This window comes from Ferrimonas sp. YIN67 (assembly GCF_057219095.1).
Map to the genome: position 1 here is coordinate 208,250 of NZ_JBXVVJ010000008.1, position 26,473 is coordinate 234,722.

A 26,473-nucleotide genomic window follows, 5' to 3' on the forward strand; every position below is an offset into this window, starting at 1 on the left:
GCCTTTCCACTTGGCTGTGTAACCTAGCAACATCCTGATATTAATGGGTGCAGAAATACCGGTCCAGTGAACCTTGAGGGTGGCTGGAGTGGGCTCGGTCGCCTTGAATTTGGTGACGGGGGATCGCACTCGAGTGTTTTGGTGGTTGGCGAGTTCTATTTCCAGTGTCAGTGCTGGACTCTCCAGAGGGTAGAACTCGCCTTTTTTGGCACTGCTTTTATTTAAGGGTCATTCTCTCCTGGCTATTTTGGGCTGGCGTTTAAATAAGGGGTGTTGGTTTTATGATTGGATTGGCAGTGGAACTGCTCTACGTAAAAAGAGGGACAGGCAATGCCCTATTATGAATTTGAAGGTATCACCCCTGTCGTGGCGGCGGGCGCATACGTTCATCCGACGGCGGTTCTGATCGGCGATGTGATTATTGGCCCCCATGTTTACATCGGGCCCAACGCCAGTTTGCGTGGGGATTATGGTCGGCTGATCGTCGAGCGAGGTGCCAATTTGCAGGATGGCTGCATCATGCACGGCTACAGCGATACGGATACCTTGGTGGAGGAAAACGGCCATATCGGCCATGGTGCCATTCTCCATGGCTGTGTGATCCGCCGCGATGCCCTGGTGGGGATGAACGCTGTCGTGATGGACGGTGCCGAGATCGGCCCGCAAAGCCTGGTGGCGGCCATGAGTTTTGTCAAAGCGGGATTCCGCGGGGCCCCCAGGCAGTTACTGGCCGGGGTCCCGGCCAGGGTAAAAAGAGAGGTCACCGAGCAGGAGCTTCACTGGAAACAGCTCAATACCCGTGAGTATCAGGATCTGGCCCGGCGCTGCCTGCTCAGCCTGAAACCGACCCAGCCTCTGTCTGAGCCGGAGCCAGGCCGCCGGCGCCTGCAGGGCAGCACCGGGGTGAAACCCAAACATGCCATGAGGGATTGAGCAGGGATCAACGATTTTTCATGTCGCCTGTCATTAACAACGTATCCGCATTTGATGCTCCCTCCCTATGAGTGACCCTGCCAGATCCTCAGCTCATGGGGAGGGGGGGCGGAGTGGCAGGCGGCATACTCATTGTCGTGTCAGCAAAGATCTTGCGACACAGGATGCAAGCGCACGTTATGTATTTCCGGTATACCGGTCCCAAGATTGTAAGGAGTAGATTATGCCACTGGATCCTAAGGTGGAGGCCTTTCTGGCCGAGGTGCGGGAATCCGGCGCCAAGCCCTATGAGTGTATGACGCCCTCTGAGGCGCGAGCGTTTGAGCTGTCCGGCGAGCCGCCGGCCCGTGCGCCGGAGGCGGTGGCCGCCGTCGAGCACCATTTTATTCCCGGGCCCACGGCCGATCTGCCGGTTCGGATCTATCGTCCCCTGGGCGTCCACACTCCGGAGCAGGGCATGCCGGCACTGATCTTCTTTCATGGCAGCGGCTGGATGGTCTCCAACATAGGGACCAATGATCCCTTCAGCCGGGCCCTGGCCAACGCCACCGGTGCTGTGGTGATCGCGGTTAACTATCAGAAAGCGCCCGAGCACAAGTACCCGATCCCCCTGGATGACTGTTTTGCTGCGACCCTGTGGGCGTTTGCCCGGGCCGACCGTTTGGGGCTGGATCCGGCGCGGATCGGCCTGTTTGGTGACAGTGCGGGGGGCAATCTGGCCGCGGCGGTGGCGCTGCGTGCTCGGGATGAAGGGTATCCCAGCCTGGCGTGCCAGGTGCTGGTGTACCCCGCCCTGCAATATGGTTGGCACTCCCCCTCGGCGCAGGCCCATGGCCAGGGGTATCTGTTGCAGCAGGAGAGCCTGGCGTATTACTGGAACCACTATGTGCGCACCGCGGAGGATGGGGCCGATCCCTACTGCGCCCCCATGGTTGCCCAGGATCACAGCAAACTGCCGCCCACCCTGATCTACTGTGCCGAGTATGATCCCCTGTGCAGTGACGGTGAACATTATGCCGAGAAGTTGCGGGCGGCGGGGGTACCGGTGGAGTACCGCCTCTATGAAGGGGTGATCCATGGCTTTATTAAGATGCTTGGGGTGTTCGATCAGGCGGACGCGTTTCTTGAAGAGGTGGGGCCGAGGGTTCGTCGTCTGCTGGAGTGAACCGACCGCCCTCACCAGGGGCGCAGGTGAGAGGAAAAGCAAAACGCGAAGCCGAGGCTTCGCGTTTTTTGATCAGAGCTCAAAGGTGTTGGTCAGAACCTTGTAGAGCTCGGTGCCGCGCTGGACACTCACCGAGGCGAAGTGCAACACAGGGATGGCATCGCAGGGGAGGGTCAGGGTTTCGCACAGCCCCTCGCTTTGCGGCTCACCCAGCTGATCAAAGTGCCACAGTCGGGCCATGGGGGTACCGGCGGGCAAAGGCTGTTCCAGCTTGGCCAGGTATTCCACCTGGCCACCTCTGGGGCTGTAGAATGCCTTGTAATCGGCCAGTTCACAGGCATGCAGGGTAACTGGCTCGATCTGGTAGGGCTGCTCGTCCCACAATGCCTCCCAGGGGGCGGACAGGTGGCTGCGCTGAAGGTAGTTGAGCACCCCCATGGCATCCCGCTTGGCGGCCTCGACATTCAGGTATTCCTGGGAGCCGAGCTCCAGGGTGAAGCCATCCACCAGTACAGGCAGCGAGCGGCCCGCTTGGGCAAAGTGCTCGCTCAGCTGCCACCAGGGGCTGAAGGTGGCCTCGTCCAGGGCACCCCCAAAATCACTGTCCATCAGGATATTGAGGGGAATATTAAAATCCCGGGCGCGCTGGCGGGCATACTTGGGCACATAGAGGTGCCGTCCGGAGACCGGGCCGGTATGCAGATCCAGCACAATATCGGCGTCAACCGCCATGCGTTGCAGCCGCAGGCAGAGGTGCGCTCCTACAGTGAGGCCCCAGGGATCTTGAAGACGCTGCTCCAGTTGTGCTGCCAGCTGTTGTCGAAACTGCTGACGGATTTGGGCCTCGTCGCTGTCGAGATGCTCACTGACAAACTGCGCGATCCCACTGCCATCGAAGTGATACTGGCGGTTCCAGTTGACGCCGGTGACGGGATCGAAGCGACCCAGGGTGAATTCGCCGTTCTTGTGGTTAATGCCGATAGGGTTGGCCAGGGGGACGAGTACCACCTTACCCTTGGGCGGGTTGGCCTTGAAGGCCTCCAGCAGGTGGTGGATCACCGCGTTACCCTGAACTTCGGCGCCATGCAGGTTGGCCTGGATATAGACGCTGGGGCCGGGCTGGCCCGCATCGACGGTGATCACCGGAATGGTGAGCCCGACGCCTGTGGGGTGCTCGGCGACTTGGATGTGGGTTTTACTGATCATGCTGATTGTCTGTTTGAAATTCAGCGCTTAGCTAACGGCTTGTGGCTATTAGCTAAGCGCTTGTCATTAAGCCAGATAGTGGCTGGCGGTCCGGGCCGGGCGCACCACTTCGAAGCGACCCTCGCTGAGGGTGATCTCGGCGGGCAGGGTATGGCACAGGAAGTAGGGCATGCTCTCGGTGAAACCGTAGGCCCCCGCCTGGCTGAAACAGAGCCAGTCCCCCCGCTCAAGGGTGCCGGGCAATTGCACATCCCCCAGGTTATCCAGGCCGGTGCACAGGGCGCCGCGGATCTGGAATGGCTGGAGATCGGCCTCTCCTCCGTTGAGGGATTGAACCGGGAAGGCCTGGCCGGTCAGGGCCGGACGCAGGGCGTGTTGACTGCCCCCTTCGATCACCGCAAAGCGGACCCCCTGGTTCACCTTGATGTCGGCCACCGGGCTGAGGTAGTAGCCGTAGGGGCCTACGGCGTAGCGCCCCAGCTCCATCCAGCACTGCCCCAGGTTGTACTGGCTCTTTAGCTGGCCGAGGGCGGCACAGACGGTTTGCCAGTCCAGCTGTTGGCTCTGGTTGATGTAGGGAATGCCCAGGCCACCGCCGAGATCGACGATGGGCTCGGCCACCTGCCAGGCGTCCAGCAACGTAGCCAGGCGTGGCATGGCGCTTTGCCAGTTGGCGATCAGCTCCTGGGCATCGAGGATATTGCCCCACTGGAAGCAGTGGACCCCGATCAGGTTCAGTTCGTCGGCCAATCTCAGCTCGCTGGGCATCCACTGCTCTGGCGTCAGACCGAAAGGGGTCGCATCACTGCCGCCGAGGACGTTGATGCTGCCATCATCGCTCTTGGGCCAGGGCAGTTGCACGCGAAAGAGTACATCGACGCGAACGCCACGGCTTTGACAGATCTCGGCCAGATCCTGTGCCTGCTGGTGGCTTTCCAGGACGAAGATCCGTACGCCCTTGGTGATGAACTCCTCCAGCATGGCCGGGGTTTTCACCGGTCCGGTATTGAGGATCCGCGACGGACAGACGCCCTGGGCCAGCACCTGGTTAAGTTCGCCGGGACTGGCCACATCAAAGCCAAAGCCCTGAGCATCCAGTGCCTGGATCACGCTGGAGAGGGGATTAGCCTTAACCGCGTACCAGAGTTTGGTAGTGCCCGGCTGGATCCCCCTTTGCAGCTCGGCCAGGTGGCTGGACAGGCCGTCGAGATCGTAGGCGTAGAAGGAACTGCCGATGGATCCGGCAGCCTGTTGCAGCACTAAGCTGTGTCCGTGTTGGATCCCGCTCATTTAGCGCAGCGCCTCTTCCAGCACGAGGGAGGCGTCGGAGCTGGCGTCACGGTACTTGATGATCACCGGACACTGGACGGTCAGGCCCATCTTTTGCCCCCACTCGCTGCTGGCCGGACGGCTTCCAGGAACCACTACGGCATTTTCCGGGATCGGCTCGCCTTTCTCCAGTTGACGCTCGTTAACCATGTCATAGACAGGAACGGAGGCGGAAAGGAAGACGCCCGGGGCCAGCACGGCACCTTTTTTCACGATCACTCCCTCCACCAGGACACAACCAGCACCGATAAAGGCGTCGTCTTCCACGATCACCGGAGCCATCCCAACAGGCTCGAGGACACCGCCGATCTGCACGGCGGCAGAGAGGTGGACGTTCTTGCCGATCTGAGCACAGGAGCCGACCAGGGCGTGGGAGTCCACCATGGTACCGGCATCGACGAAGGCACCGATGTTAATGTAGGCCGGTGGCATGATCACCACGCCCTTGGCGACGTATGCACCACGGCGCACGGCTGAGCCCCCCGGGACCTGGCGTACGCCATCCTCCGGCGTAAAGGTGCGCGGGGCCAGGTTGTGCTTGTCGACGGCGCCGGGAAAGTCCGGGTGGAAGCTCACCATCTCGCCAGCCGGGAAGACGGAGAGGATCCCCTTCTTCACATCGGTGTTGGCGTGCCAATTGCCCTGCTCATCCTGGTAGGCGGCCCGCACTGTGCCCGCTTCCAGTTGTTGCAGCAGCTGTTCCCAAGCAGGGAGGGTTTGGTTCTGAGACATGATGTAGTTCCTATCTTTCTAATTTTTATGCTCTTAATGAGCGTGAGCTTGTTTTATTGGGTCGGTGGACAGTTCAGAGGGTCGCGTCGATAAAGCGATCGTGCACCCTTTGTACCACCTGATTGGCGACGGCCTCGTCCACCAGGAAACAGAGGTTATGAGGGCTGGCGCCCTGGCAGATCATCCGTACGTTGTCCGGCGCCACCGTGGTGAAGGTGTGTTCACTGACCGCCGGGCGGCTGTGGACGTCATTGCCGATCACCGCGACTAACGCCAGGTTGCGCTCTACCTCGACACGGGCCAGCTGGCCAAGCTCGGCGAGGACGGCATCGGTCAGCAGGGCATGGCCGTTGGCGGCGCTGCCCGCTTCATCCAGGGTCAGGGCGATGCTGACCTCTGAGGTGGTCACCAGATCGACGCTGATCTCATGGCGGGCCAGGATAGCGAAGACCTCGGCCAGGAAGCCGGTGGCGTGCAGCATGTTCATGCTGTGGACGGTGACCAGGGTTTGCTGGCGACGCAGGGCGACGGCACGCACCATGGGGCGAGACTCTGTGGTGGGCCGGATCCGGGTCCCACCGAGCTTGGGCTCACGGCTGGAGCCGACAAACACCGCGATGTCGTTGGCCACTGCTGGGATCAGGGTCGCCGGATGCAGCACCTTGGCGCCGAAGGTGGCCAGTTCGGCGGCCTCGCTGAAACTGATCTCCTCGATGGCCCGGGCGGCGCTGCACAGGCGCGGATCCGTGGTGAAGATCCCGGGCACATCGGTCCAGATCTCCACCTCATCGGCGCCCAGACCGGCGGCCAGCAGGGCGGCACTGAAGTCGGAGCCGCCTCGGCCCAGGGTGGTGGTGTGGCCGTTGGTGTCTGCGCCGACAAAACCTTGGGTGACGATCACCTGCTCGCCCAGAAGCGGCGCCAGTTCGGCCTGACACAGGGTGCGGATCGCGTCCTGCTGGGGCATAGCCTTACCGTGCTGGCTATCGGTACGCATCACCTTGCGCACATCGAAGCTGCGGCTGCTGGCTTCACTGAGCTGGCGGTCGAGCACTCGGCTAAACAGCAGGGAGGAGAAGCGCTCGCCAAAGGCCAGGATCTCATCTCGCCAGCCTGCGAGATTCTGACTGCTGGGGCCCACGGTGGCCAGGGTGGCCAGCTCATCCAGCCAGGTGTCGATCTGGCGGGTGATCTCCGGCTCGGCCAGGGGCTCACAGATGGCGTGCTGAATACGGTGGATGATCTCAAGCTGCTCTGCCCGGATCGGGGAAGCGGGCTGTTGTCCAAGGATGACCAGGGCGTTGGTGACGCCGGCACTGGCGCTGACCACTACGACGCGAACCTGAGGGCGGCTGGCCACCAGCTCGGCACAACGCTGCATCGCGGCGAAATCGGCAACGCTGGTGCCACCAAATTTGGCGACGGACAGGGGCGCGACGCGATGGGGGGTTGATACTTGGGATGGCGCTTGTTGAACGGTCATACGTCTCTCTCGAACTTACAAATCCTGATTAAGTTCGGAGAGCTTGGTGTTTGCGGCTTACAGCGGCAGTGGGACTGCGGCGCGTGTGGGGTATCGCAAAGACCAGAAGCTCTCCACCTAAGGGTGACAATTGCGAGGATTCAGCCTCCACAACCGACAAATCGCAGCGCCCAAGCGACGATTTATCTCGGCGTTGATCCCCCTGATCTGTGCTCTTCGGTGTTGGGTCACCTCGTACAGACTGCCTGGTCAACGCTCCTCTTCTGGCCCCGGGCAACCATCCATCTGGACGGCTACAAATAAGGGACGCAAGCATTCAAACATGCAGGAGGAGGTGATGTCAATCACCCTGTCGGTGGTGACTGTGAGTCAGGCGGGTGAGTTTTTGACACAGCAAAAGTGGCTCTGGGATGCTTGAGAACTGTGTCACAAAGGGTGATTCTGAGCTAGATCAGCAAGGGTAGGTTGACCCGCGTCAGTGGGGACCAGGAATGGGATGATGTATTGGGTTTATGGATGGGGCGAACGGGTCCGGAATGTTAGCGACAAACAAAGAGAGCAGTGTTAGATCAATCGCCGTCAGGCATGCAGCACTGCTGGACTAACAAGGTTGGGAGGATAGGGTGGCACATTATCTTTATCGTTTATGTTTGGAGCGCCCTGAGCTGCTGGTCGATGGGCCCACCGTCCGGGAGGCGGCGATCCTGAACGCACATTTTGACTATCTCAAGGGATTGACCGAGTCAGGCCAGGTGCTGATGGCAGGGCGCACCGACTCTGCCCCCGAGGAGGTTTTTGGCATAGTTGTGCTTTGCGCCGACGATGATGCCTCGGCCCAAGGGATCATGGCGGCGGATCCCGCGGTTGCCCAGGGCCTGATGTCGGCCCGGTGCTTCCCCTTTCATCTGGCCCTATGGGGCAAGGGGGGCCTTGAATAGAGGCCTGATCGGCATGCAGGGATTTTTGTCTGGAGGATAGAGAGGGGGCCTGAACCTCGCAGGCAGTTTCTCTTTTCGATAACAGGATAAAACTGGCCCCCATACTGGGGCCAAGTTATTAGCACATTCCAAGGGTATGTCTGGGTTGGCGCTCTGTGGCCTAGAACTGGTATGAGATCGTCAGGTTGCCGGACATGGCAAAGTAGGTGCCGGACTCCCATAGGAAGTCCTCATATTCACTGGCCTGGCGCAATGTCAGGGCGAAGTCCAATGCTGCCGGGCCCCAGTTGTAGCCCAGTCCGCCGCCGAACTGAATGCCGGATACCGTCTCATTGACTCCGGAAAGGGTCCATTTATCGGAGAAGAAACCGCCGCCGCCGTAGGCCCTAAACCCCTTTCGGGCCAAGCCGGTGCCGCCATAGGCCATCAAGTCATAGCCTTTGCTCTCCAGCGCACTCAAATCGTCATTTTCCAATGAAAAGTAGGTGCCTCTGAGCTGAAAATGGTTGTTAAAGGCGTAACCCGCATTCAGGTTATATCCGGAGAAATCGTAATCGGCGGCGGAGTTGTCGTCATTGGCCAATGAGAACGCATACGCCCCTAATCCGATGCTCCAGTTTCTTTCCTGTGAAACCGTATTGGCTTCACTGGCCGGAACCTGTAATGCGAAAACTAATGCCGGTATAACAACGGCTCCCTGAATAAGTGTCTTCATTTATCATCCTAATAAACTGTGAAAGGCGAGATCCAGGCAAAAGATCAATTGGTCCTTTTGTCAGGAGTCCCTTATTGGGTTTAAAACGCCATCCTGGCGACCCGTTACCGATCTCGATGGGCAGGGCAGCGATACGCTACCTTACCATGCTATGTTAGGCAAGTCGTTGATATAAATGCTCAAAGAACTCTTGGGATGGACAGTAAAGGTTTGAGATCTTTGCGATACAAACACCTGGGAAAGGGGACTCTACAGTCATTGGCAGGAGGGGGCCGGGAGCTGAAGATGTGAAAGGCTCAGCGGTCACCAGCACTGCCTCTGAAACCTATGGGTCAGGCTGAACCGGGAGGATAATAATGGCGATAAGCAAACAGATATTAGATGAAGAGTGTTGATTTACTGTGTCGTAGTCGGCAACGTGTTTGCTTGCCAATGTGTTTACTTAAGCTTTTGCCAATTCAGATAAGGAAGTCAGAATATGCGCCAGATGGTGGCTTTATCCACTGCTCTACTCTTGATGGGGTGTGCCAGCAAGGGTGTCCTGCCCCAAGGACCGGTCCCCATCGAGCAGATCCATATCGCCCCGTCGTATGAGATCGTTGAATTGGGTTACTTCAACTTGCAAGGTGAGATCCTTCGATGCTTGCCGCGCCTGGCCAGGACCTCGTTCAATGCACACCAGTCCCATAGCGATTTTCCCGATCCCAATGCGGTCTCCAAAGTTAGCCATGTGGCCTCCGCCAACCAGTTTGTTTACAAGGGCAAGAAAGGGGTATGTTTACGTTTCAGTGAGAGGGGGTATCCCATCTTCTCGGTAGACAGCTTCGTCGGTACGGTGACGCCCAACGGGGTGGCTAAATCAACCACAGATGGATGGTTTGAAGCCATTGCCAAGGAGATCGCGACATGGGGGGAGGTGACGGTTCGTTATCACACCGGGATTGGCAGTGCCTTTGTCGTAAGGTACTGGGCTGAGCTGAAGAGCCCCTATCTCTATTACTCCTCAGAGTTTAAGAAGGCGGGCGAGTGGGAAGGGGGGCAGGTGGATTTTGATTTTGCTGAAGCCCATGTCCAATCGGTGACCACGATTGAAAGAGACCAGGCCCTGGTTAAGCGTTTTATCGCCGAGGGCATAGCCCTCTAGGCGGTTTCCTGTGTCAAAGGGGGGGACTCCCCTCGAGGTATTCCTTCGCCGCCGTCGGTGCGACGGCTAAGTTAGCGGATCGGCGCTTGCCTGCAGGCACAAGGATCCTCGGCCTCCGGATGATCGGGGCGGATCAACGACCGCCCCAATCTCAAGGGTAAGATCTTAATCTTCGGGATAGATCTTCTCTTTAAACTCGCACAGATCCTCAATCAGGCAGGAGCCGCAGCGGGGTTTGCGCGCCAGGCAGGTGTAGCGGCCGTGCAGGATCAGCCAGTGGTGGACGTCCACCTTGAATTCGGCGGGCACCACCTTGAGCAGCTTCTCCTCGACCTGATCGACGTTCTTGCCCATGGCGAACTTGGTGCGGTTGGAGACGCGGAAGATGTGGGTGTCTACGGCGATGGTGGGCCAGCCGAAGGCACAGTTGAGCACCACGTTGGCGGTCTTGCGGCCGACGCCGGGCAGTTTCACCAGGGCCTCCCTGTCCTCGGGCACTTCGCCACCATGTTGCTCCACCAGGATCCTGGCGGCCTTGATGACGTTTTCCGCCTTGGTGTTGTAGAGGCCGATGGTCTTGATGTGCTCCTTCACGCCGTCCACGCCGAGATCCAGCATCGCCTGGGGGGTATTGGCAACCGGATAGAGTTTGCGGGTGGCCTTGTTGACCGAGACGTCGGTGGCCTGGGCGGACAGGGCTACGGCCACCAACAGCTCGTAGGGCGTACTGAACTCCAGTTCGGTCTCCGGATGGGGGTTGTTGTCCCGCAGACGCTCCAGGATCTGGCGTCGTTTCTCGTTATTCATCTGTGCTGACATCCCTTTCTATGGGTTCAATTTACTGGGTAACGCGGACCCGCTCGACCTTGGCGTCGGCGGCCTCGGCCTTGGGGGAAAAACGGGCCTCGACTCTGGGGTTGAGGGCATTTTTCAGGGCGATGAGCAGCCCCATGGCGATGAAGGCGCCCGGTGGCAGCAGGGCCAGCAGGAAGGGGCTGTCGAAGCTCAGTACCTGAATGCGCAGCACGCTGGCCCAGTCGCCCAGCAGCAGATCGGCACCATCGAACAGGGTTCCCTGGCCCACCAGCTCGCGGGTCCCGCCCAGCAGCATCAAGACCAGGGTAAAGCCTAGGCCCATCATCAGGCCATCCCAGGCCGCCAGGGGCACGCTGTTCTTCGAGGCGAACGCCTCGGCGCGACCGATGATCACGCAGTTGGTGACGATCAGCGGCAGGAAGATCCCCAGGCTGAGGTAGAGGCCGTAGGCGTAGGCGTTAACCAGCAGCTGCACGCAGGTCACCAGGGCGGCGATGATCATCACGTAGACGGGGATCCGGATCTCGCTGGGGATCCCCTTGCGCAGCGCCGAGACCAATACGTTGGAGCCGATCAGCACCGCCATGGTGGCCAGGCCCAGCCCCAGGGCGTTGGTCAGGGTGTTGGTGACGGCCAGCAGGGGGCAGAGGCCGAGCAGTTGGACGATGCCGGGATTGTTCTTCCACAGGGATTGCCAAACGATCTCACGATAACTCTGGCTCATGATGCATCTCCGTCGGCGGTCGGCTCGGGCCAGCAGCGCGGCGCGAGCAGCAGATCGTCTTTGTTGCGGTTGAAATAGATCAGGGTGTTCTTCACCGCCGCCACATAGGCCCGCGGGGTGATGGTGGCGCCGGTGAACTGGTCAAAATCGCCGCCGTCCCGCTTCACGTTGAAACGGGGATCTTTGGCGGACTCCAATCGATAGCCACTGAAGTGGGTGACCCAGTCGGAGCGACGGGTTTCGATCAGATCGCCCAGCCCCGGGGTCTCGCTGTGGCTCAGGGTCCGTACGCCGAGGATCTCACCGTCCCAGCGTACGCCGACGATCAGGTGAATGTCGCCGTTGTAGCCGTCGGGGGCGATGGTTTCCAGCGCCATGGCCACGGGCTCGCCATCCCGGCTTGCCACAAAGGCGGGCTGGGGCGTGTCACTGCCCAGGTACTGGCGGCTGGTGAGCAGACGACAGTCGTTGTGGGGCTCGTTGTCGTACAGCTCGCCGGGCAGGATCTGCGCCAGGGTGGTGATCAACTGCTGTTTCTGCTGCTCGGCGATCCGCTCCTTGGTGCCCTCGTAGGTCAGTGACACCAGGCCGGCAGAGGCCAGGCCGAACAGGGCCAGCAGCACGCCATTTTTCTTCATTGAGGCGATCATCTTAGCTCCGGTGCCCGTAGGTCTGGGGACGGGTGTAGTAGTCGATGAGCGGTACGCTCAGGTTGGCCAGCATCACGGCGAAGGCCACGGCATCCGGGTAGCCGCCAAAGCTGCGGATCAGGTAGATCAGCAAACCGATCAGGGCGCCAAACACCAGACGTCCCCGGTTGGAAGTGGCAGCGGAGACGGGATCCGTGGCGATAAAGAAGGCGCCGAACATGGTTGCCCCACTGAGCAGATGCAGGCTGACGCTGCCGGTCCCGTCCGGGTGAAGCAGGAAGCCAAGGAAGGCGCACAGGCCCAGGGTGCCCAGCATGGCTACCGGGATCTGCCAGCGGATCAGCTTGAGTTTGAGCAGGGCCAGACCACCGAGCAGGAATCCCAGGTTGATCCAGACCCAGCCCTCGCCCATTCCCAGGGGGCCGAAGACCGGCTTGGCCAGGCTTTCGCTGGCGGTAAAGCCCAGGGTGAGATCCGTCTTTAAGGTATCCAGTGGCGTGGCCATGGTGCTGCCGTCGATCCCCAGCCGCAGGCTGTCGAAGCTGTGACCGATGGCGTCGACGCCGGCAAAGATGGCCAGGAGGGTATCCCCCAGCCCAGGGATCTGTGCGGCCAGGGTCTGAGGCGGCAGCCACTGGGTCATTTGGGCCGGGAAGGAGATCAGCAGGGTGACATAGGCGGCCATCGCCGGGTTGAACAGGTTCTGCCCCATGCCGCCATAGAGTTGTTTTACCAGGACGATGGCGAACAGGCTGCCCAGCACCGGGATATACCAGGGGGCCAATGGCGGCAGGCAGATCCCCAGCAGAACGCCGGTGACCAGTGCCGAGTTGTCCGACAGGGTTGCGCGCACATCACGGCCACGGGCCTTGACACAGGCGGCTTCGGCCGCCAGGGCGGTGGCAACGGCCAGGGCGATCTGCACCAGATTGCCCCAGCCAAAGAAGATCCATTGGGCCAGCACACCGGGCAAGGTACAGAGTACCACCAGAAGCATGATCCGGGAGGTGGGTACCCGGATCTGCAGATGGGGAGAGGAGGCGATCTTAAAGGCCATTATTCGTTCTCATTGTCCGATGGTTGCTGAGCCTTGGCGGCGGCCTGCTTGGCCTTAGCTTTGGCGATGGCAGCGGCAACAGCCGCCTTGCGCTTGTCGTCTGGCGCCGGTTCAACCTTTGCGGTTTCGTCAGCAGAAGCGTCGGTCGAAGCCTCTGCTTGTGCGGCGGCCTGTTTGGCCTTGGCTTTGGCGATGGCGGCGGCGACGGCGGCTTTACGCTTGTCCTCCGGCGCGGGCTCGGCCTGTGCTGCTCCGTCTGCAGGAGCGTCGGTCGGTGCGTCTGCCTTGGCGGCGGCCTGCTTGGCCTTGGCCTTGGCGATGGCTGCGGCGACGGCGGCCTTGCGCTTGTCCTCCGGCGCGGGCTCGGCCTGCGCGGCTCCGTCTGCAGGAGCGTCGGTCGGCGCGTCTGCCTTGGCGGCGGCCTGTTTGGCCTTGGCGATGGCGGCGGCGACGGCGGCCTTGCGCTTGTCGTCTGGCGCCGGTTTAACCTTTGCGGCTTCGTCAGCAGAAGCGTCAGTCGAAGCCTCTGCTTGTTCCGCGGTCTGTTTGGCCTTGGCCTTGGCGATGGCAGCGGCGACAGCCGCCTTGCGCTTGTCCTCCGGCGCGGGCTCGACCTGCGCTGCTCCGTCAGCAGGAGCGTCGGTCGAAGCCTCTGCTTGTGCTGCAGCCTGTTTGGCCTTGGCCCTTGCGATGGCGGCGGCCACGGCAGGGTTTTGTGCCTTGGCGGCGGGCTGTGATCCCACCTCCTTGTCGCTGCCTGCGCCTTCGCCCTGTGCCGCAGCCTGCTTGGCCTTGGCCCTTGCGATGGCGGCGGCCACGGCGGGGTTTTGTGCCTTGGCGGCGGGCTGTGATCCCGCCTCCTTGTCGCTGCCTGTGCCTTCGCCCTGTGCCACGGCCTGCTTGGCCTTGGCCCTTGCGATGGCGGCAGCCACGGCGGGGTTTTGTGCCTTGGCGACGGGCTCTGGGCTATCGGATTGAGGAGTTCCAGCCTGATTGCCGATCTCGTTGGCCTCCTTTACCGCTTTGGCGGCGCGGGCCTGGGCTTTGCGTTGACGGCGCAGCTCCATCATGTCCACCTCGCCTTCGGCTGGCGCTGGTGTGCCGGCCTCCGCCTTGGCGGCCTTGAGTTTGGCGATGGCGGCGGCGACGCCGGCGCTTTGGGCGGCGGGCTTGAGGGCGGCGGCGCGTTTATGCCGTGCTTCCCGCTGGGCCTTCTCTTTTTCCAGGCGTGCCTGACGGGCGTCAAAGCGGATCTTGGCCTGCTCCGCTTTCTCGGCCTTGGCCGCTTCGTCCCGGAGTGCGGCCTTTGCGATCCGGTAGTGGCTGACCAGAGGAATGTCCGAGGGGCAGACGAAGGCACAGGCACCGCATTCGATGCAGTCAAACAGGTTGAGGGCCTCAGCCTTGTCGTTTTCCCCGGCCTGACTGTGCCAGAACAGCTGTTGGGGCAGTAGCAGCTGAGGGCACACCTGGGCGCATTCACCACAGCGAATGCAGTTACGGGGGGCCGGTTGGGCTGGCAATTCGGTGAGACTCGGTGCCAGAAGACAGTTGGTGGCCTTGATCACGGGAGCGTCGATCTCGGGTAGGGCGAAGCCCATCATGGGGCCGCCCATGATCAGGGGTTGCTGGGCCAGCGCCAGGGTGCCGGTCTGCTCCAGCAGCCAGCGGATCGGGGTACCGAGTAGGGTCCAGTAGTTGCCGGGTTTGGCGACCTGTTCGCCGGTGACGGTTACCACCCGCTCGATCAGGGGTTCGTCGTCAAACACGGCTTTCTTGATGGCGTAGCAGGTGCCGACGTTGTGCATCAGAATGCCCAGATCGGCGGGGAGCTTGCCCTTGGGCACCTGTTGGCCGGTGAGGATCTGGATCAGTTGTTTTTCCGAGCCCGACGGGTATTTGGTGGGGATCAACCGCAGCAGCACCTGGTTGGGATCCAGGTGGCTGGCAGAGAGGGCCGTATCCAGGGCGGCGAAGGCCTCGGGTTTGTTGTCTTCGACGGCGATCAACACCCGCTTGGGTTTGAGCAGGTGGATCAGGACGTCGACGCCCTGGAGGATGGCGTCGCTCTGCTCTCGAATGAGGCGGTCGTCCGAGCTGATGTAGGGCTCACATTCGGCGCCGTTGATCACCAGGTAGTCGATGGGGGTACGGGGGCTGAGTTTGACCGCCGCCGGGAAGGTGGCACCGCCCAGGCCGGCGATCCCGGCATCCCGGATCACCCCGAGCAGGGTGTCGCTCTCCAGGGACTGGATGCTGGTGCGGGCCTCCCGTGGGCGCCAGTGATCGGCGCCATCGGGGATCAGCTCGATGCAGGGCTCGTGCAGGCCGGACGGGTGAGCCACAGCATGGGGACCGATGCTGCCGATGGTGCCCGAGGTGGGCGCGTGAACGGGCACGGTCCACGGGCTGTCGCTGGCAGTCAGGGCCTGACCTTTGAGTACGGTGTCACCGGTTTTGACCAGCAAGTCACCGGGCTGGCCGACGTGTTGACGCAGCGGGATCCACAGTTTTGGCGGCAGGCCCAGGCGCTCAATCGGCGTCTGGTTGGACAGGGCTTTGCGCTCGGGTGGGTGGATCCCCCCGGGGAATTGCCACAGCTGTCCTTGATCAATTTGTTCTAGCAATGTGTGCACGACGTGCCTCTCACACTTGTTTGACTGGAATTCGGGTCAGATCCCAGTTCCAGCTCTTGGTCGTCATGGCGATGGGGCGCATCTCAATGCAGTCCACCGGGCAGGGCTCGACGCAGAGATCGCAGCCGGTGCACTGATCGGCGATCACCGTATGCATCTGTTTGCCCGTGCCGACGATGGCATCCACCGGACAGGCTTGGATGCATTTGGTGCAGCCAATGCAGTCTTCTTCGATGATGAAGGCCACCTTGGGTTGGCTGTCGGCGGCGTCGCCCTCCAGTGGCTCGGGCTCGACCCCCAGCATGTCGGCCAGTTTGGCCACGGTGGCTTCGCCGCCCGGCGGGCAGCGGTTGATGGGGGCTTCGCCCTTGGCGATGGCCTCGGCGTAGGGGCGGCAGCCCGGGTAGCCACACTGACCACACTGAGTTTGTGGCAGGGCCTGCTCGATCTGCTCCACCATGGGATCGCCCTCCACCTTGAAGCGGATGGCGGCGAAGCCGAGCAGGATACCGAAGATCAGGGCCAGCAGGGCGATCACGCTAACGGAAAGGAGAATGCTGCTCATGCCTTACTTCACCAACCCGATAAAGCCCATAAAGGCCAGGGACATCAGGCCTGCGGTGATCATGGCGATGGAGGCCCCTTTGAAGGGCGCGGGCACATCGGCGGCGGCCAGGCGTTCGCGCATGGCGGAGAAGAGGATCAGCACCAGGCCGAAGCCGACCGCGGCACCGAAGCCATAGAGTACCGAGCCGATAAAGTCATGCTGCTCGGTGATGTTGAGCAGGGCGACACCGAGTACGGCACAGTTGGAGGTGATCAACGGCAGGTAGATCCCCAGCACCCGGTGGAGGCTGGCAGAGGTCTTACGCACCACCATCTCGGTCAGCTGAACGACGACGGCGATCACCAGGATGAAGGCGAGGGTGCGCAGGTAGGTCAGCTCCAGAGGCACCAGCAGGTACTGGTGCACCAGGTAGCTCACCGTGGAGGCGAGGGTCAGGACGAAGGCGGTGGCCATCGACATGCCTATCGCGGATTCCAGCTTACTGGACACCCCCATAAAGGGGCAAAGTCCCAGGAACTTCACCAGGATGAAGTTGTTGACCAGGACGGTGCTGACCAGTAGCAGTAGGTATTCGGTCATGAAAACAGCATCACATCAAAGACGAAGCCGATATTATCGGTAAATGCCCGGCGTTAAACAACCGACGGGCATTAGGGTTTTCTCCGATTGACCAAGAGTCAGTCAGCCTGAGGGCCGGATTGAGCCCCTAGTCGCCCAACTGGGCAGCGGATGCCGGGCGGCTCGCTGAGAGGGCCGGTATCAGCCCGCCACCAACTGAGCCTGCAACTGGGCCACTTGGTCCCGTACCGACGCTGCCTGCTCGAACTCCAGATCTTTGGCGTGCTGGTACATCTGTTTCTCCAGTGCGGCGATCTCCTTGACCAGCTGCTCCGGTGACTTGATGGCGTAGGAGGGCTTGGCTTCGGCCACTTTGCGCCCGCCCGGCCGCTTGCCTTTACCGCCGAGATCCATTACGTCGGTGATCGCCTTATTCAGCCCGGTGGGGACGATCCCGTGCTTAAGGTTGTGGGCCTCCTGCTTGGCACGACGGCGCTCGGTTTCCTCGATGGCACGCTGCATGGAGCCGGTGATCTTGTCTCCATAGAGGATCGCCTTACCGTCGACGTTACGGGCGGCCCGGCCAATGGTCTGGATCAGCGAGCGATCGGAGCGCAGGAAGCCCTCCTTGTCGGCATCGAGGATCGCCACCAGGGAGACCTCGGGCATGTCCAGTCCCTCTCGTAACAGGTTGATCCCCACCAGCACGTCGAAGGTGCCCAGGCGCAGATCCCGGATGATCTCCACCCGCTCCACGGTTTCGATGTCCGAGTGCAGGTAGCGCACCTTCTGGCCATGCTCCTCCAGGTACTCGGTGAGATCTTCGGCCATGCGCTTGGTCAGGGTGGTCACCAGGACCCGCTCCTGGCGCTGCACTCGCAGGCGGATCTCCGACAGCAGATCGTCGACCTGGGTGGCTACCGGGCGCACCTCGATGATCGGATCCAGCAGTCCCGTGGGGCGCACCACCTGCTCGACCACTTCGCCTTCGGATTTTTCCAGCTCGTATTTGGCGGGGGTGGCCGAGACGTAGATGGTCTGCGGGGCGATGGACTCAAACTCTTCGAATCTCAGCGGCCGGTTGTCCATCGCCGAGGGCAAACGGAAGCCGAACTCCACCAGGGTCTCCTTGCGGCTGCGATCGCCCTTATACATGGCGCCGATCTGCGGCACCATGACATGGGATTCGTCGATGATCAGCAGGCCGTCGTCGGGCAGGTAATCCAGCAGGGTTGGCGGCGGCTCGCCCGGATCACGGCCGGACAGGTAGCGGGAGTAGTTCTCGATCCCCGAGCAGTAGCCCAGCTCCTGCATCATCTCGATATCGAACTGGGTGCGCTCCTTGATCCGCTGGGCTTCGAGCAGCTTGTTGTTGTCCAGCAACTGCTTATGGCGGATCGCCAGCTCGGCCTTGATCTCATCGATGGCACCGAGGATGGTCTCTCGGGGGGTCACATAGTGGGTCTTGGGGTAGACGGTGTATCGGGTCGTTGTCCGCTCGACGGCCCCGGTGAGGGGATCGAACAGGCTGATCCGCTCGATCTCCTCGTCAAACAGCTCGATGCGCACCGCGTCGCGCTCCGAGTCGGCGGGGAAGATATCGATCACCTCGCCCCTTACCCGGAAGGTGCCCCGCTCGAAGGCGGCGTCATTGCGGGTGTACTGCAGCTCAGAGAGGCGCTTGAGGATATCCCTCTGGTTCATGATGTCCCCCACCCGCAGGTGCAACAGCATCGCCATGTAGGCTTTGGGATCGCCCAGGCCGTAGATGGAGGAGACCGAGGCCACCAGGATCACGTCCCGCCGTTCCATCAGCGACTTGGTGGCCGACAGGCGCATCTGCTCGATGTGGGCGTTGACCGAGGCGTCCTTCTCGATAAAGGTGTCGGACGAGGGGACATAGGCCTCGGGTTGGTAGTAGTCGTAGTAGGAGACGAAGTACTCCACCGCGTTATTGGGGAAGAACTCTTTCATCTCGCCGTACAACTGCGCCGCCAGAGTTTTGTTGTGGGCCAGCACTATGGTGGGGCGCTGCAGTTCGGCGACCACGTTGGCCATGGTGAAGGTCTTGCCCGAACCGGTGACCCCCAGCAGGGTTTGATGGGCCAGACCCGCGTCGAGCCCCTCGACCAGTTTGGCGATGGCCGTGGGTTGGTCCCCGGCGGGCTTAAAGCGGGAATGCAGTTGAAACGGTCGGCTCATGCCTGGGGCACCTCTTGTCCTTTCTGAGTTACGGGCTGCACTGGGCCTCTTCCTGTCGGGTGCAGCACAGCAGATACCAGATCCAGCGCCAGGCGATGACGCCGGTGATCAGGTTGGCCAGCAGGGCACCGACAAAGACGCCGGGCAGATCCCAGATCATACCACCGATCCAGGCCAGTGGCAGGTAGGTCAGGAAGAGTCGGACGAATGACAGGCCCAGGGCGCTCATGGGGCGTTGCAGGGCGTTAAAACTCGAGTTACTGAGGATGATGATCCCCTGAGCCCCCCAGGCGAAGGGCAGGATGGAGACGATCAGTGTGATGTTGGCGGCCACCTCGGGCTCCTGACCGAACCAGGCACCGATCCAGCCGGCGCCGAGCAACAGCAGCAGGGCGATCCCGGTTTGCCACCCCAGGACAAACAGGGTCACCTTGCGGTAGAGCAGCCGGACCCGGTCCATCTGCCCCGCCGCGGCGTTCTGGCTGATCAGAGGTGGCAGGCTCATCGACAGGGTGAGCACCACCAGGGTGGCGAGGGATTCCAGCCGGGTCGCGACCCCCAGGGCGGCGACAGCGGATTCGCCGTGTTGGGCGACGATGGCCGTCATCACCGCCATGGCCAGTGGGGTGAGCATGTTGGCGCCACTGGCGGGCCCGGCGATGGTGACGAGGGCGCCGATGGCCCGGCGTTGGCACTGCCATTGCCGGTACCAGCCGACGGCTTTCATCTTGACCAGCAACATCACCAGGATCAGGGCGCTGGAGATGGCGTAGGCGAGGATGGTAGCCAGTGCGGCGCCGGCCAGACCCAGGGCGGGCACGGGTCCCCAGCCGAAGATCAACAGGGGATCCAACGCGGCATTGAAGAAGGCGCTGGCCGCCATGACGATACTGGGTCCCCGGGTGTTGCCATTGGCTCGCATGATGGCGTTGCCGATCATCGGGAAGGTGACAAAGACTGAGCCGGCGAGCCAGATCAGCATATAGTCCTCGGTCAGCTCGCGCATCGCCGGACTGGCGCCGAGCAGGGCGAAGATGGGATCGTGACACAGCCAGAGCAGCAGAGACACCAGCACCACGGTGATGGCCGACAGGACGATGGCCGTGCCTCCGAGGGCTCGCGCTTCTTCGGCATCGCCTTTGCCCTGCGCCGTGGCCACCAGGGTCGCGGTGCCGATCCCCAGCCCGATCACCATGCTGAACAGGGTAAAGGTAACGGGAAAGGTGAAGGAAAAGGCGGCCAGCTCCTCGGTGCCCAGCAGACTGACGAAGTAGGCATCGACAAAATTGAAGGACATGAGCAGGACCATGGCGATCAGCAGCGGCCAGGTCATCCGCTTGAGGTGGGCGATGGCGTCGCCCGAGGTCAGTTGATGGGAGGTTAAACGGTTCACATTGAGGTCCGGCTGCTAGGAGGAAAGGCTGTTACCTAAGCTCAAAGAAAGAAACTAATACACAACCATACATCAACATCCAATACATTTCGTCTGTTCGTGATAGGGAGAAACAGATCTCAGGGGGAGAGCTCTAACTGTTTGTTTTTAAATCAACTGTCACTTATGCACAGAAAACGCCCAGTGCCGCGTAAATCCAGATATGGCGGGCGTTTGCGTGGTGTGCAGGTGTCTCATCAACACAGTTATCCACAAAAACAGTGGATAACGCCTGCAAGGCCGCGACGGTATGGGCTTGCTCAAAGTCAACCCTTCGAAATGTCAAATATCGCAAAACATTAACATCTCATTTTGCGGTGCCACTAAGCAGGATATTATCCTGAACTGGATTTAAGTATTGACTCAATATCAATGAGTTTGCAGGGCGAATGAAGGGCCGATGTTTACCGCCGGTTGGTGCTTCATGAGTCGAAATTGTGATACGGGGCGCAACTCTTTCGTCGGCGAAGGGAAAAATGGCGGCAAAGCGGTTGACTCCAACGGGCGCGTTTTTTACTATTCGCGCCGTTGACGCACTGACGGTGTGGCGACTCTGTTCCCCCTTAGTTCAGTCGGTAGAACGGCGGACTGTTAATCCGTATGTCGCTGGTTCAAGTCCAGCAGGGGGAGCCACTTTTGAAACCCCGCTCAGTTGAGCGGGGTTTTGTCGTTTTGGGCTTATATGTTCAGTCGGTAGAACGGCGGACCGGCTCTTGTTAAGAACGCGTATGTTGCTCCTTCAAGTCCAGCAGGGGGAGCCACATTGCGAAGCCCCGGCCGAAAGGTCGGGGCTTTTTCGTTTTAGAGCCGTATGTTCAGTCGGTAGAACGGCGGACCGGCTCTTGTTAAGAACGCGTATGTTGCTCCTTCAAGTCCAGCAGGGGGAGCCACATTGCGAAGCCCTGGCCGAAAGGCCGGGGCTTTTTCGTTTTAGAGCCGTATGTTCAGTCGGTAGAACGGCGGACCGGCTCTTGCTGGACTTTTTAGGAGCACGCGTATGTCGCGCAGCTCGTAGAAAGAGCCGTCCAGCAGGGGGAGCCACATTGCGAAGCCCCGCTCAGTTGAGCGGGGTTTTGTCGTTTTGGGCTTATATGTTCAGTCGGTAGAACGGCGGACCGGCTCCTGTCGCGCTTCCTGCATACGGGGTCCTTAGGTTACTTATTGCTTGCACAGGGGAATGTCACCTCGAAGACCCTGGTCGGCTGGCGAGCATTTCCGTGTTATCCGGGTTCCTATGAGGACAGTGAGACCGATTTTACGTTGGGACAGGTCGATTTTGAGATGGAAAGGTAAAGATGGCCTGGCAAAAAAAAGGCGCTGTTCTGGTGCTATCGTGCTGAACTTTGGTGCCATTATGACGCATTGTGTGAAATGGGGGCGTATTTGCCATACTTAACTCAGGTGACACAGGTGCAAGGAGGAAGGTATGGTCTGGTCTATGCGTCACTGGGGCCTGTTGGCTGTGCTGGCCGTTGTAACGGTGGTTGCCGTTGTGTTGAAGCCGAGTGGAGTGGTCGACGGATATAGCGCGATTCAACAATCGAAGATCCGTTCGGTACTGGCGCAACGGGGCGTGCCGGAGGTTGGCGGACTTGCCTACTTCGGGACCACTAACACGCCGGCACCGGTCGGTACAGCGCCCCCGCCGTTGGATATCAATGTCCTGTTACAGGATTTTCCAACGGCGGCCGGCGCCATTCAAGAGCAAGCGGTACTCGATAGTCAGTACCGGGCTGCAGCGAATGGTGATATGGACGAAGCGATGCGATTGATGGCGCAAAGTTTTGTTCATGGCGAGGGCAGCGGAAGTTACAAAGCGCAATGGTAAGTAAGCGCCCGGCAGGTTTGCCGGGCTCTTTTTGTCAAATCGTTAGCGCGTGAATTTATTTCCAATAAACAGGATGGCAAACAGCAGTAGTGCGCTGAGTACGCCCAAGAGATGACTTTCCACGGCGATTCGTGCATCGATGAGTTCCATGGTGCTGGTAGACCCACCGGAGAATTGCTCCCATCCCACTTTGCCCAGGACGCCGATAAGCAGGAGCCAGCCACTGCGCCAACCCTGTCGAATGTCCATCAGCGCTCCCCAGGTAAACAGACCATGGAGCAGGGCGCTTAGACCCACATAACGTACGATCCCGGGTACCCAGAACCAGATCCCAATACTGATCAACAGCATCATCGCCAAGCTGAGCAGCAGCATGGACCCAGTACGGTAGTGAGGCTGGTGCAGAGCGAAGATCACAGCCAAGCCGCCAAGGTTCAGTAGGAGATGGTAGGTATTGGAGTGCAGTAGATGGCCACTGAGCAGCCGCCACCATTGCCCCTGCCCCAACTCGTCTCGAGACCAGATCAGGGGCTCGTACCAGGCCGGGATCAGGGCACACGTCACGGCTAGCAGGGTCAGCAACAGGGGCAAGCCCAGTTGATCGGCGGTGGGGCGGCCAAAGACCTTAGGCACGGTTTTGATCTCAGTCCAGTTCACACTTCTCACGTACCCGCTCCAGAGTTTGGGCCCTGTGCTCAAGATATTGCGCTAACCCATTGGCGCGCAGGTGGCAGGCAGGACACTCACCACAGCCGGAGCCGATCACTCCGTTATAACAGGTCAGGGTGCTATCCCGAACCAGTTCCAAGGCATGATAATGATCGGCCAGGGCCCAGGTTTCAGCCTTGTCCAGCCACATCAGGGGAGTACTCAGGGTCAGTGGCCTATCCATCCCCAATTCCAGGGCCTTTTCCAGGGCCTGGACAAAGTCATTACGGCAGTCCGGGTACCCGGAGTAGTCAGTCTCACACACGCCGGTGATCACCGTCTGGGCACCGATCTGGTAGGCGTAGATCCCCGCCAGAGTGAGAAAGAGAATATTACGTCCGGGTACGAAGGTATTGGGCAGGCCGTTATCCATCAGTTCGTTGGCCACGGGAATGCTATCTCGGGTCAACGCGCTGATTGCAAGCTCGTTGAGCAGTCCGACATCCAGTACTTTGTGGGCGGTGATGTTGAGCTGCTCGGCCAACTCCTGGGCTACTTCGATCTCCTGAACATGACGCTGACCGTAATCGAAGGTGATAGCGTGGACCTCATCATACTGATGCAGAGCCTGGATCAGGCAGGTGGTGGAGTCCTGACCTCCGGAAAAAACGACGACGGCGATGTTTGGCTGGCTCATCCGTTGGTCTCCTTATGATCTGCTGGAAGTTGGCCGGTTTGAGCGAACTGGGATAGGGCACGGCGGTGAGGGGTGAGATCACCGATCCTGGCTTGAACCCAATCATCACAATAATAGCTGTCGAGGTAGCGTTCACCGGAGTCGCACAGCAGGGTCACGAGTGAGCCAGACTCGCCGCGGGCTTGCATTTCACTGGCCAGTTGTAGCACGCCGTAGAGGTTGGTCCCTGTACTGGCACCGACTTTACGGCCCAGTAACTCACTGACCCACTGCATGGTGGCGATGGACGCGGTGTCCGGGATCCGACGCATATCATCCACCACATCGGGGATAAAGGAGGGTTCCACTCGGGGACGACCTATTCCTTCAATGTTTGAAGACTTGTCACTGGTTAGCCCGGGATCACGGTGGTGGAAGTAGTCGAAGAACACCGAATTGTCCGGATCGACCACACAGAGCTGGGTCGTCAGCTTTTGGTAGCGAAGGTACCGACCAATGGTGGCAGATGTACCACCTGTACCCGGACTCATCACAATGTATCTGGGCTCTGGGAAACGCTCTCGCTGCATCTGGATAAAGATGGAGTCGGCAATGTTATTGTTACCACGCCAGTCGGTCGCACGCTCAGCATAGGTAAACTGATCCATATAGTGGCCATCCAGTTCCCGAGCCAATCGGGCACTTTCGGTGTAGATCTCTCCGGGCTCAACCAGGTGGCAGCGACCGCCGTAGAACTCGATCTGATCGATTTTTTTCTGCGCGGTGGACTTGGGGATCACCGCGATAAAGGGCAGGCCGAGCAACCGGGCAAAGTAGGCCTCCGAAATGGCGGTAGAGCCTGAGGAGGATTCAATAATGGTGGTGCCTTGCCGGATCCAGCCGTTGCTCAAGGCATAAAGGAACAGGGAGCGGGCCAGACGATGTTTGAGGCTGCCGGTCGGATGTGTACTCTCATCTTTGAGATAGATGTCGATCTGCGTGAGGAAGGGCAGATCAAGTTTGATCAGGTGCGTATCGGCACTGCGCTGAAAATCGGCTTCGATCTGGGCGATGGCCCAGTTAACCCAACTGCGAGGCATAGTTTTTCCGTATAATGCGACGTTTAGATTGAAGCTGGATGGTATCGCAATGGACCCCAAACTGTTAAGAGAACTGGCTAACGAAACCATGCCTTTTGGCAAGTATGCGGGACAGCCCCTACATCGGTTGCCCATCGCCTATTTGGTCTGGATGCAGAACAAGGGCTGGCCTGCGCCGCCACTGGGACCCAGACTGGCCTTAATGCTGGAGATCAAGCACAACGGACTGGGTTACCTGCTCAACCCCCTCAAGGAAGATCACTCCTCCAGATAGGTCATTCTTTTACCGATCCCGCCATCCACCCGCCACTCCTGGCCAGTAATAAACCCGCTGTCGGGAGACAGGAGGAAGCTGGCAAGTTTGGCGATATCCCCGGGTTCACCGACTCGGCCACAAGGGTGCTGAAGGTGCTCCTCTTCCGCTAACTCACTGCCATCATGGATCCAGCCTGGGCTAATGCAGTTGACGCGTATTTTCGGACCCAGGCTCACGGCCATGGCGTGGGTTAGGGCAACCAACCCACCTTTGGAAGCGGCGTAGGCTTCGCAATCCGGCTCTGATTGACTGGCTCGAGTGGAGGCAATATTCACTATGGCGCTGCCATCCAGCAGAAGGGGAGTCAGGTGTTTGCTCATGAGCATGGGCCCGGTCAGATTGACGTTCAATACCTGCTGCCAATGTTCCAGTGGTAGCTGGGCCAGTGGCGGTTGGTAGGGGTAGGCGATGGCGGCGTTGTTGATCAAGCCACCGATGACGCGTTGCTCAATCTGGTCACGCCAGCGAGCGATCTGCTGCTCGTCGGTGACGTCCAGCTCAAATTGTTCTACCGGGAGTCCTTCAAACAGTTCGGGATTCGGGGCATGGATATCGACAGCCAGTACAGGTTGGGATTGGGCGAAGTGGCGGACCAACTCTTGGCCGATCAGGCCCTGGCTTCCGGTGATCACGATGGCAGTGGTCATAACACACTCCTTGTATGAATGGACAATGAGGATGAGTCGTTGGAGGGATAGTTGAACGGCGGTGCTTGGTTACAGTGTAGTGCCTGCCTCGCTTTGACCAAAAGTTCGGTGCTTGATTATTTGGGTTTATCAGTCAAGTGGCTGCTGAAATCGCTGCCGAATGTGGCAAATGACGGTGAGTTGGAGATCGAACTGCTTGGGGGCACTTTTCCCTGGGAGCGTGCTGGGGCGCGTTGGCAGCCATGCCGATTGGCGGGATAAAACCGGCTCGAAATGTTAAGGGAAGCCCATAAACGCAAAAAGCCACCCTGGCAGGTGGCATAAATGGTGGAGGGGGTAGGATTCGAACCTACGAAGGCGGAGCCGGCAGATTTACAATCTGCTCCCTTTGGCCACTCGGGAACCCCTCCACGGGGTAAAACCTAAATTGTAGTCGCCACGCCAAGGCCGTGTCGAAGGAAAATGGTGGAGGGAGATGGATTCGAACCATCGAAGGCAGTGCCGACAGATTTACAATCTGTTCCCTTTGGCCACTCGGGAACCCCTCCACGGGGTGTTGCTTAACTTGTGTTTCGAACCGCCTGGGCGTGTCGAAGAAAATGGTGGAGGGAGATGGATTCGAACCATCGAAGGCAGTGCCGACAGATTTACAATCTGTTCCCTTTGGCCACTCGGGAACCCCTCCACGGGGTGTTGCTTAACTTGTGTTTCGAACCGCCTGGGCGTGTCGAAGAAAATGGTGGAGGGAGATGGATTCGAACCATCGAAGGCAGTGCCGACAGATTTACAATCTGTTCCCTTTGGCCACTCGGGAACCCCTCCACGGGGTGTTGCTTAACTTGTGTTTCGATCCGCCTGGGCGTGTCGAAGAAAATGGTGGAGGGAGATGGATTCGAACCATCGAAGGCAGTGCCGACAGATTTACAATCTGTTCCCTTTGGCCACTCGGGAACCCCTCCACGGGGTGTTG

General features: G+C 60.0%; 24 protein-coding genes, 6 tRNA genes and 1 riboswitch. Of the genes, 7 read left to right on the forward strand and 23 right to left on the reverse strand.

The annotated features are described in order from the left end of the window. The first annotated feature begins 330 nt into the window (after positions 1 to 330). Positions 331 to 933, forward strand: coding sequence for a carnitine operon protein CaiE (caiE, locus tag AC2D8U_RS16775; RefSeq protein WP_484620228.1), 603 nt, complete (start codon positions 331 to 333; stop codon positions 931 to 933). A 223-nt stretch (positions 934 to 1,156) separates the two neighbouring features. Beyond that, a complete protein-coding gene (locus tag AC2D8U_RS16780) occupies positions 1,157 to 2,098 on the forward strand; it encodes an alpha/beta hydrolase (protein WP_484620229.1) in 942 nt (313 codons plus the stop codon). A 72-nt stretch (positions 2,099 to 2,170) separates the two neighbouring features. Here AC2D8U_RS16780 and AC2D8U_RS16785 read toward each other — a convergent pair whose 3' ends face one another. From AC2D8U_RS16785 to lysC, 4 genes are all read right to left on the reverse strand, one after another. Further along, complete coding sequence (locus tag AC2D8U_RS16785; RefSeq protein WP_484620230.1) at positions 2,171 to 3,304, reverse strand: succinylglutamate desuccinylase/aspartoacylase family protein; 1,134 nt, start codon at positions 3,302 to 3,304, stop codon at positions 2,171 to 2,173. 66 nt (positions 3,305 to 3,370) lie between these two features. After that, positions 3,371 to 4,594 (reverse strand): PLP-dependent decarboxylase, encoded by a 1,224-nt coding sequence (locus tag AC2D8U_RS16790; RefSeq protein ID WP_484620231.1) that lies wholly within the window; start codon positions 4,592 to 4,594, stop codon positions 3,371 to 3,373. Beyond that, positions 4,595 to 5,365 (reverse strand): 2,3,4,5-tetrahydropyridine-2,6-dicarboxylate N-succinyltransferase, encoded by a 771-nt coding sequence (locus tag AC2D8U_RS16795; RefSeq protein WP_484620232.1) that lies wholly within the window; start codon positions 5,363 to 5,365, stop codon positions 4,595 to 4,597. It lies immediately after the preceding gene. Between the two features lie 73 nt (positions 5,366 to 5,438). Beyond that, the gene (gene lysC, locus AC2D8U_RS16800) at positions 5,439 to 6,848 is read right to left on the reverse strand and encodes a lysine-sensitive aspartokinase 3 (protein ID WP_484620233.1); all 1,410 of its coding nucleotides are present in this window, start codon (positions 6,846 to 6,848) and stop codon (positions 5,439 to 5,441) included. 98 nt (positions 6,849 to 6,946) lie between these two features. Next, a riboswitch (Lysine riboswitch) is annotated at positions 6,947 to 7,119 on the reverse strand. Between the two features lie 352 nt (positions 7,120 to 7,471). On the opposite strand from lysC, the gene AC2D8U_RS16805 reads away from it, so the two are divergent. Then, positions 7,472 to 7,786 carry a YciI family protein gene (locus AC2D8U_RS16805; protein WP_484620234.1) on the forward strand — a complete coding sequence of 105 codons (315 nt, stop codon included), beginning with the start codon at positions 7,472 to 7,474 and terminating at the stop codon, positions 7,784 to 7,786. 160 nt (positions 7,787 to 7,946) lie between these two features. Here AC2D8U_RS16805 and AC2D8U_RS16810 read toward each other — a convergent pair whose 3' ends face one another. After that, a complete protein-coding gene (locus tag AC2D8U_RS16810; RefSeq protein WP_484620235.1) occupies positions 7,947 to 8,501 on the reverse strand; it encodes a hypothetical protein in 555 nt (184 codons plus the stop codon). 478 nt (positions 8,502 to 8,979) lie between these two features. Here AC2D8U_RS16810 and AC2D8U_RS16815 point away from each other — a divergent pair, with 478 nt between their 5' ends. Next, positions 8,980 to 9,645: a hypothetical protein gene (locus AC2D8U_RS16815; protein WP_484620236.1), complete on the forward strand. Its 666-nt coding sequence runs from the start codon at positions 8,980 to 8,982 to the stop codon at positions 9,643 to 9,645. Positions 9,646 to 9,810: 165 nt separating this feature from the next. On the opposite strand, the gene nth is transcribed toward AC2D8U_RS16815, so the two are convergent. The 9 genes from nth to AC2D8U_RS16860 all read right to left on the reverse strand — a co-directional run bounded on the left by nth (position 9,811) and on the right by AC2D8U_RS16860 (position 20,249). Then, positions 9,811 to 10,452 carry an endonuclease III gene (nth, locus tag AC2D8U_RS16820; protein WP_484620237.1) on the reverse strand — a complete coding sequence of 214 codons (642 nt, stop codon included), beginning with the start codon at positions 10,450 to 10,452 and terminating at the stop codon, positions 9,811 to 9,813. Between the two features lie 31 nt (positions 10,453 to 10,483). Continuing rightward, a complete protein-coding gene (locus AC2D8U_RS16825; RefSeq protein ID WP_484620238.1) occupies positions 10,484 to 11,185 on the reverse strand; it encodes an electron transport complex subunit E in 702 nt (233 codons plus the stop codon). Further along, on the reverse strand, positions 11,182 to 11,835 hold the full coding sequence (gene rsxG / locus AC2D8U_RS16830; protein WP_484620239.1) for an electron transport complex subunit RsxG: 654 nt from the start codon (positions 11,833 to 11,835) through the stop codon (positions 11,182 to 11,184). The genes AC2D8U_RS16825 and rsxG overlap by 4 nt, the downstream gene beginning before the upstream one ends. A 1-nt stretch (position 11,836) precedes the next feature. After that, complete coding sequence (rsxD, locus tag AC2D8U_RS16835) at positions 11,837 to 12,892, reverse strand: electron transport complex subunit RsxD (protein WP_484620240.1); 1,056 nt, start codon at positions 12,890 to 12,892, stop codon at positions 11,837 to 11,839. After that, positions 12,892 to 15,528, reverse strand: a complete 2,637-nt coding sequence (rsxC, locus tag AC2D8U_RS16840) for an electron transport complex subunit RsxC (protein ID WP_484620241.1) — start codon at positions 15,526 to 15,528, stop codon at positions 12,892 to 12,894. The genes rsxD and rsxC overlap by 1 nt, the downstream gene beginning before the upstream one ends. A 10-nt stretch (positions 15,529 to 15,538) precedes the next feature. Then, complete coding sequence (rsxB, locus tag AC2D8U_RS16845) at positions 15,539 to 16,093, reverse strand: electron transport complex subunit RsxB (protein ID WP_484620242.1); 555 nt, start codon at positions 16,091 to 16,093, stop codon at positions 15,539 to 15,541. A 3-nt stretch (positions 16,094 to 16,096) separates the two neighbouring features. Further along, positions 16,097 to 16,675, reverse strand: a complete 579-nt coding sequence (gene rsxA / locus AC2D8U_RS16850; RefSeq protein WP_484620243.1) for an electron transport complex subunit RsxA — start codon at positions 16,673 to 16,675, stop codon at positions 16,097 to 16,099. Between the two features lie 180 nt (positions 16,676 to 16,855). Next, complete coding sequence (gene uvrB, locus AC2D8U_RS16855) at positions 16,856 to 18,856, reverse strand: excinuclease ABC subunit UvrB (protein ID WP_484620244.1); 2,001 nt, start codon at positions 18,854 to 18,856, stop codon at positions 16,856 to 16,858. Between the two features lie 28 nt (positions 18,857 to 18,884). Further along, entirely contained in the window at positions 18,885 to 20,249 is a 1,365-nt protein-coding gene (locus AC2D8U_RS16860; protein ID WP_484620245.1) for an MATE family efflux transporter, read from the reverse strand. Between the two features lie 596 nt (positions 20,250 to 20,845). Here AC2D8U_RS16860 and AC2D8U_RS16865 point away from each other — a divergent pair. Then, positions 20,846 to 20,921 (forward strand) — tRNA-Asn (locus AC2D8U_RS16865). 793 nt (positions 20,922 to 21,714) lie between these two features. Further along, positions 21,715 to 22,116, forward strand: coding sequence for a hypothetical protein (locus tag AC2D8U_RS16870; protein ID WP_484620246.1), 402 nt, complete (start codon positions 21,715 to 21,717; stop codon positions 22,114 to 22,116). Positions 22,117 to 22,158: 42 nt separating this feature from the next. Here the strand turns inward: AC2D8U_RS16870 and rrtA are convergent, their stop codons facing one another. From rrtA to AC2D8U_RS16885, 3 genes are read right to left on the reverse strand one after another with little or no spacing between them, the layout of a single operon-like run. After that, positions 22,159 to 22,782, reverse strand: a complete 624-nt coding sequence (rrtA, locus tag AC2D8U_RS16875; protein ID WP_484620247.1) for a rhombosortase — start codon at positions 22,780 to 22,782, stop codon at positions 22,159 to 22,161. After that, complete coding sequence (gene queC / locus AC2D8U_RS16880) at positions 22,760 to 23,461, reverse strand: 7-cyano-7-deazaguanine synthase QueC (protein ID WP_484620248.1); 702 nt, start codon at positions 23,459 to 23,461, stop codon at positions 22,760 to 22,762. Before queC ends, rrtA begins: the two co-directional genes overlap by 23 nt. After that, positions 23,458 to 24,540, reverse strand: coding sequence for a PLP-dependent cysteine synthase family protein (locus AC2D8U_RS16885; RefSeq protein ID WP_484620249.1), 1,083 nt, complete (start codon positions 24,538 to 24,540; stop codon positions 23,458 to 23,460). Before AC2D8U_RS16885 ends, queC begins: the two co-directional genes overlap by 4 nt. Before the next feature lie 49 nt (positions 24,541 to 24,589). Between AC2D8U_RS16885 and AC2D8U_RS16890 the strand changes: the two genes are divergently transcribed. Next, positions 24,590 to 24,814 carry a DUF3820 family protein gene (locus tag AC2D8U_RS16890; RefSeq protein WP_484620250.1) on the forward strand — a complete coding sequence of 75 codons (225 nt, stop codon included), beginning with the start codon at positions 24,590 to 24,592 and terminating at the stop codon, positions 24,812 to 24,814. Here the strand turns inward: AC2D8U_RS16890 and AC2D8U_RS16895 are convergent. From AC2D8U_RS16895 to AC2D8U_RS16920, 6 genes are all read right to left on the reverse strand, one after another. Next, entirely contained in the window at positions 24,799 to 25,503 is a 705-nt protein-coding gene (locus tag AC2D8U_RS16895) for an SDR family oxidoreductase (protein ID WP_484620251.1), read from the reverse strand. The genes AC2D8U_RS16890 and AC2D8U_RS16895 overlap by 16 nt on opposite strands. A 325-nt stretch (positions 25,504 to 25,828) precedes the next feature. Continuing rightward, a tRNA-Tyr gene (locus tag AC2D8U_RS16900) sits at positions 25,829 to 25,913 on the reverse strand. A gap of 53 nt (positions 25,914 to 25,966) precedes the next feature. Beyond that, a tRNA-Tyr gene (locus AC2D8U_RS16905) sits at positions 25,967 to 26,051 on the reverse strand. A 52-nt stretch (positions 26,052 to 26,103) separates the two neighbouring features. Continuing rightward, positions 26,104 to 26,188: transfer RNA gene (locus AC2D8U_RS16910), tRNA-Tyr, on the reverse strand. 52 nt (positions 26,189 to 26,240) lie between these two features. Continuing rightward, a tRNA-Tyr gene (locus AC2D8U_RS16915) sits at positions 26,241 to 26,325 on the reverse strand. A 52-nt stretch (positions 26,326 to 26,377) separates the two neighbouring features. Then, positions 26,378 to 26,462, reverse strand: a tRNA-Tyr gene (locus tag AC2D8U_RS16920). Between the last annotated feature and the right edge of the window lie 11 nt (positions 26,463 to 26,473).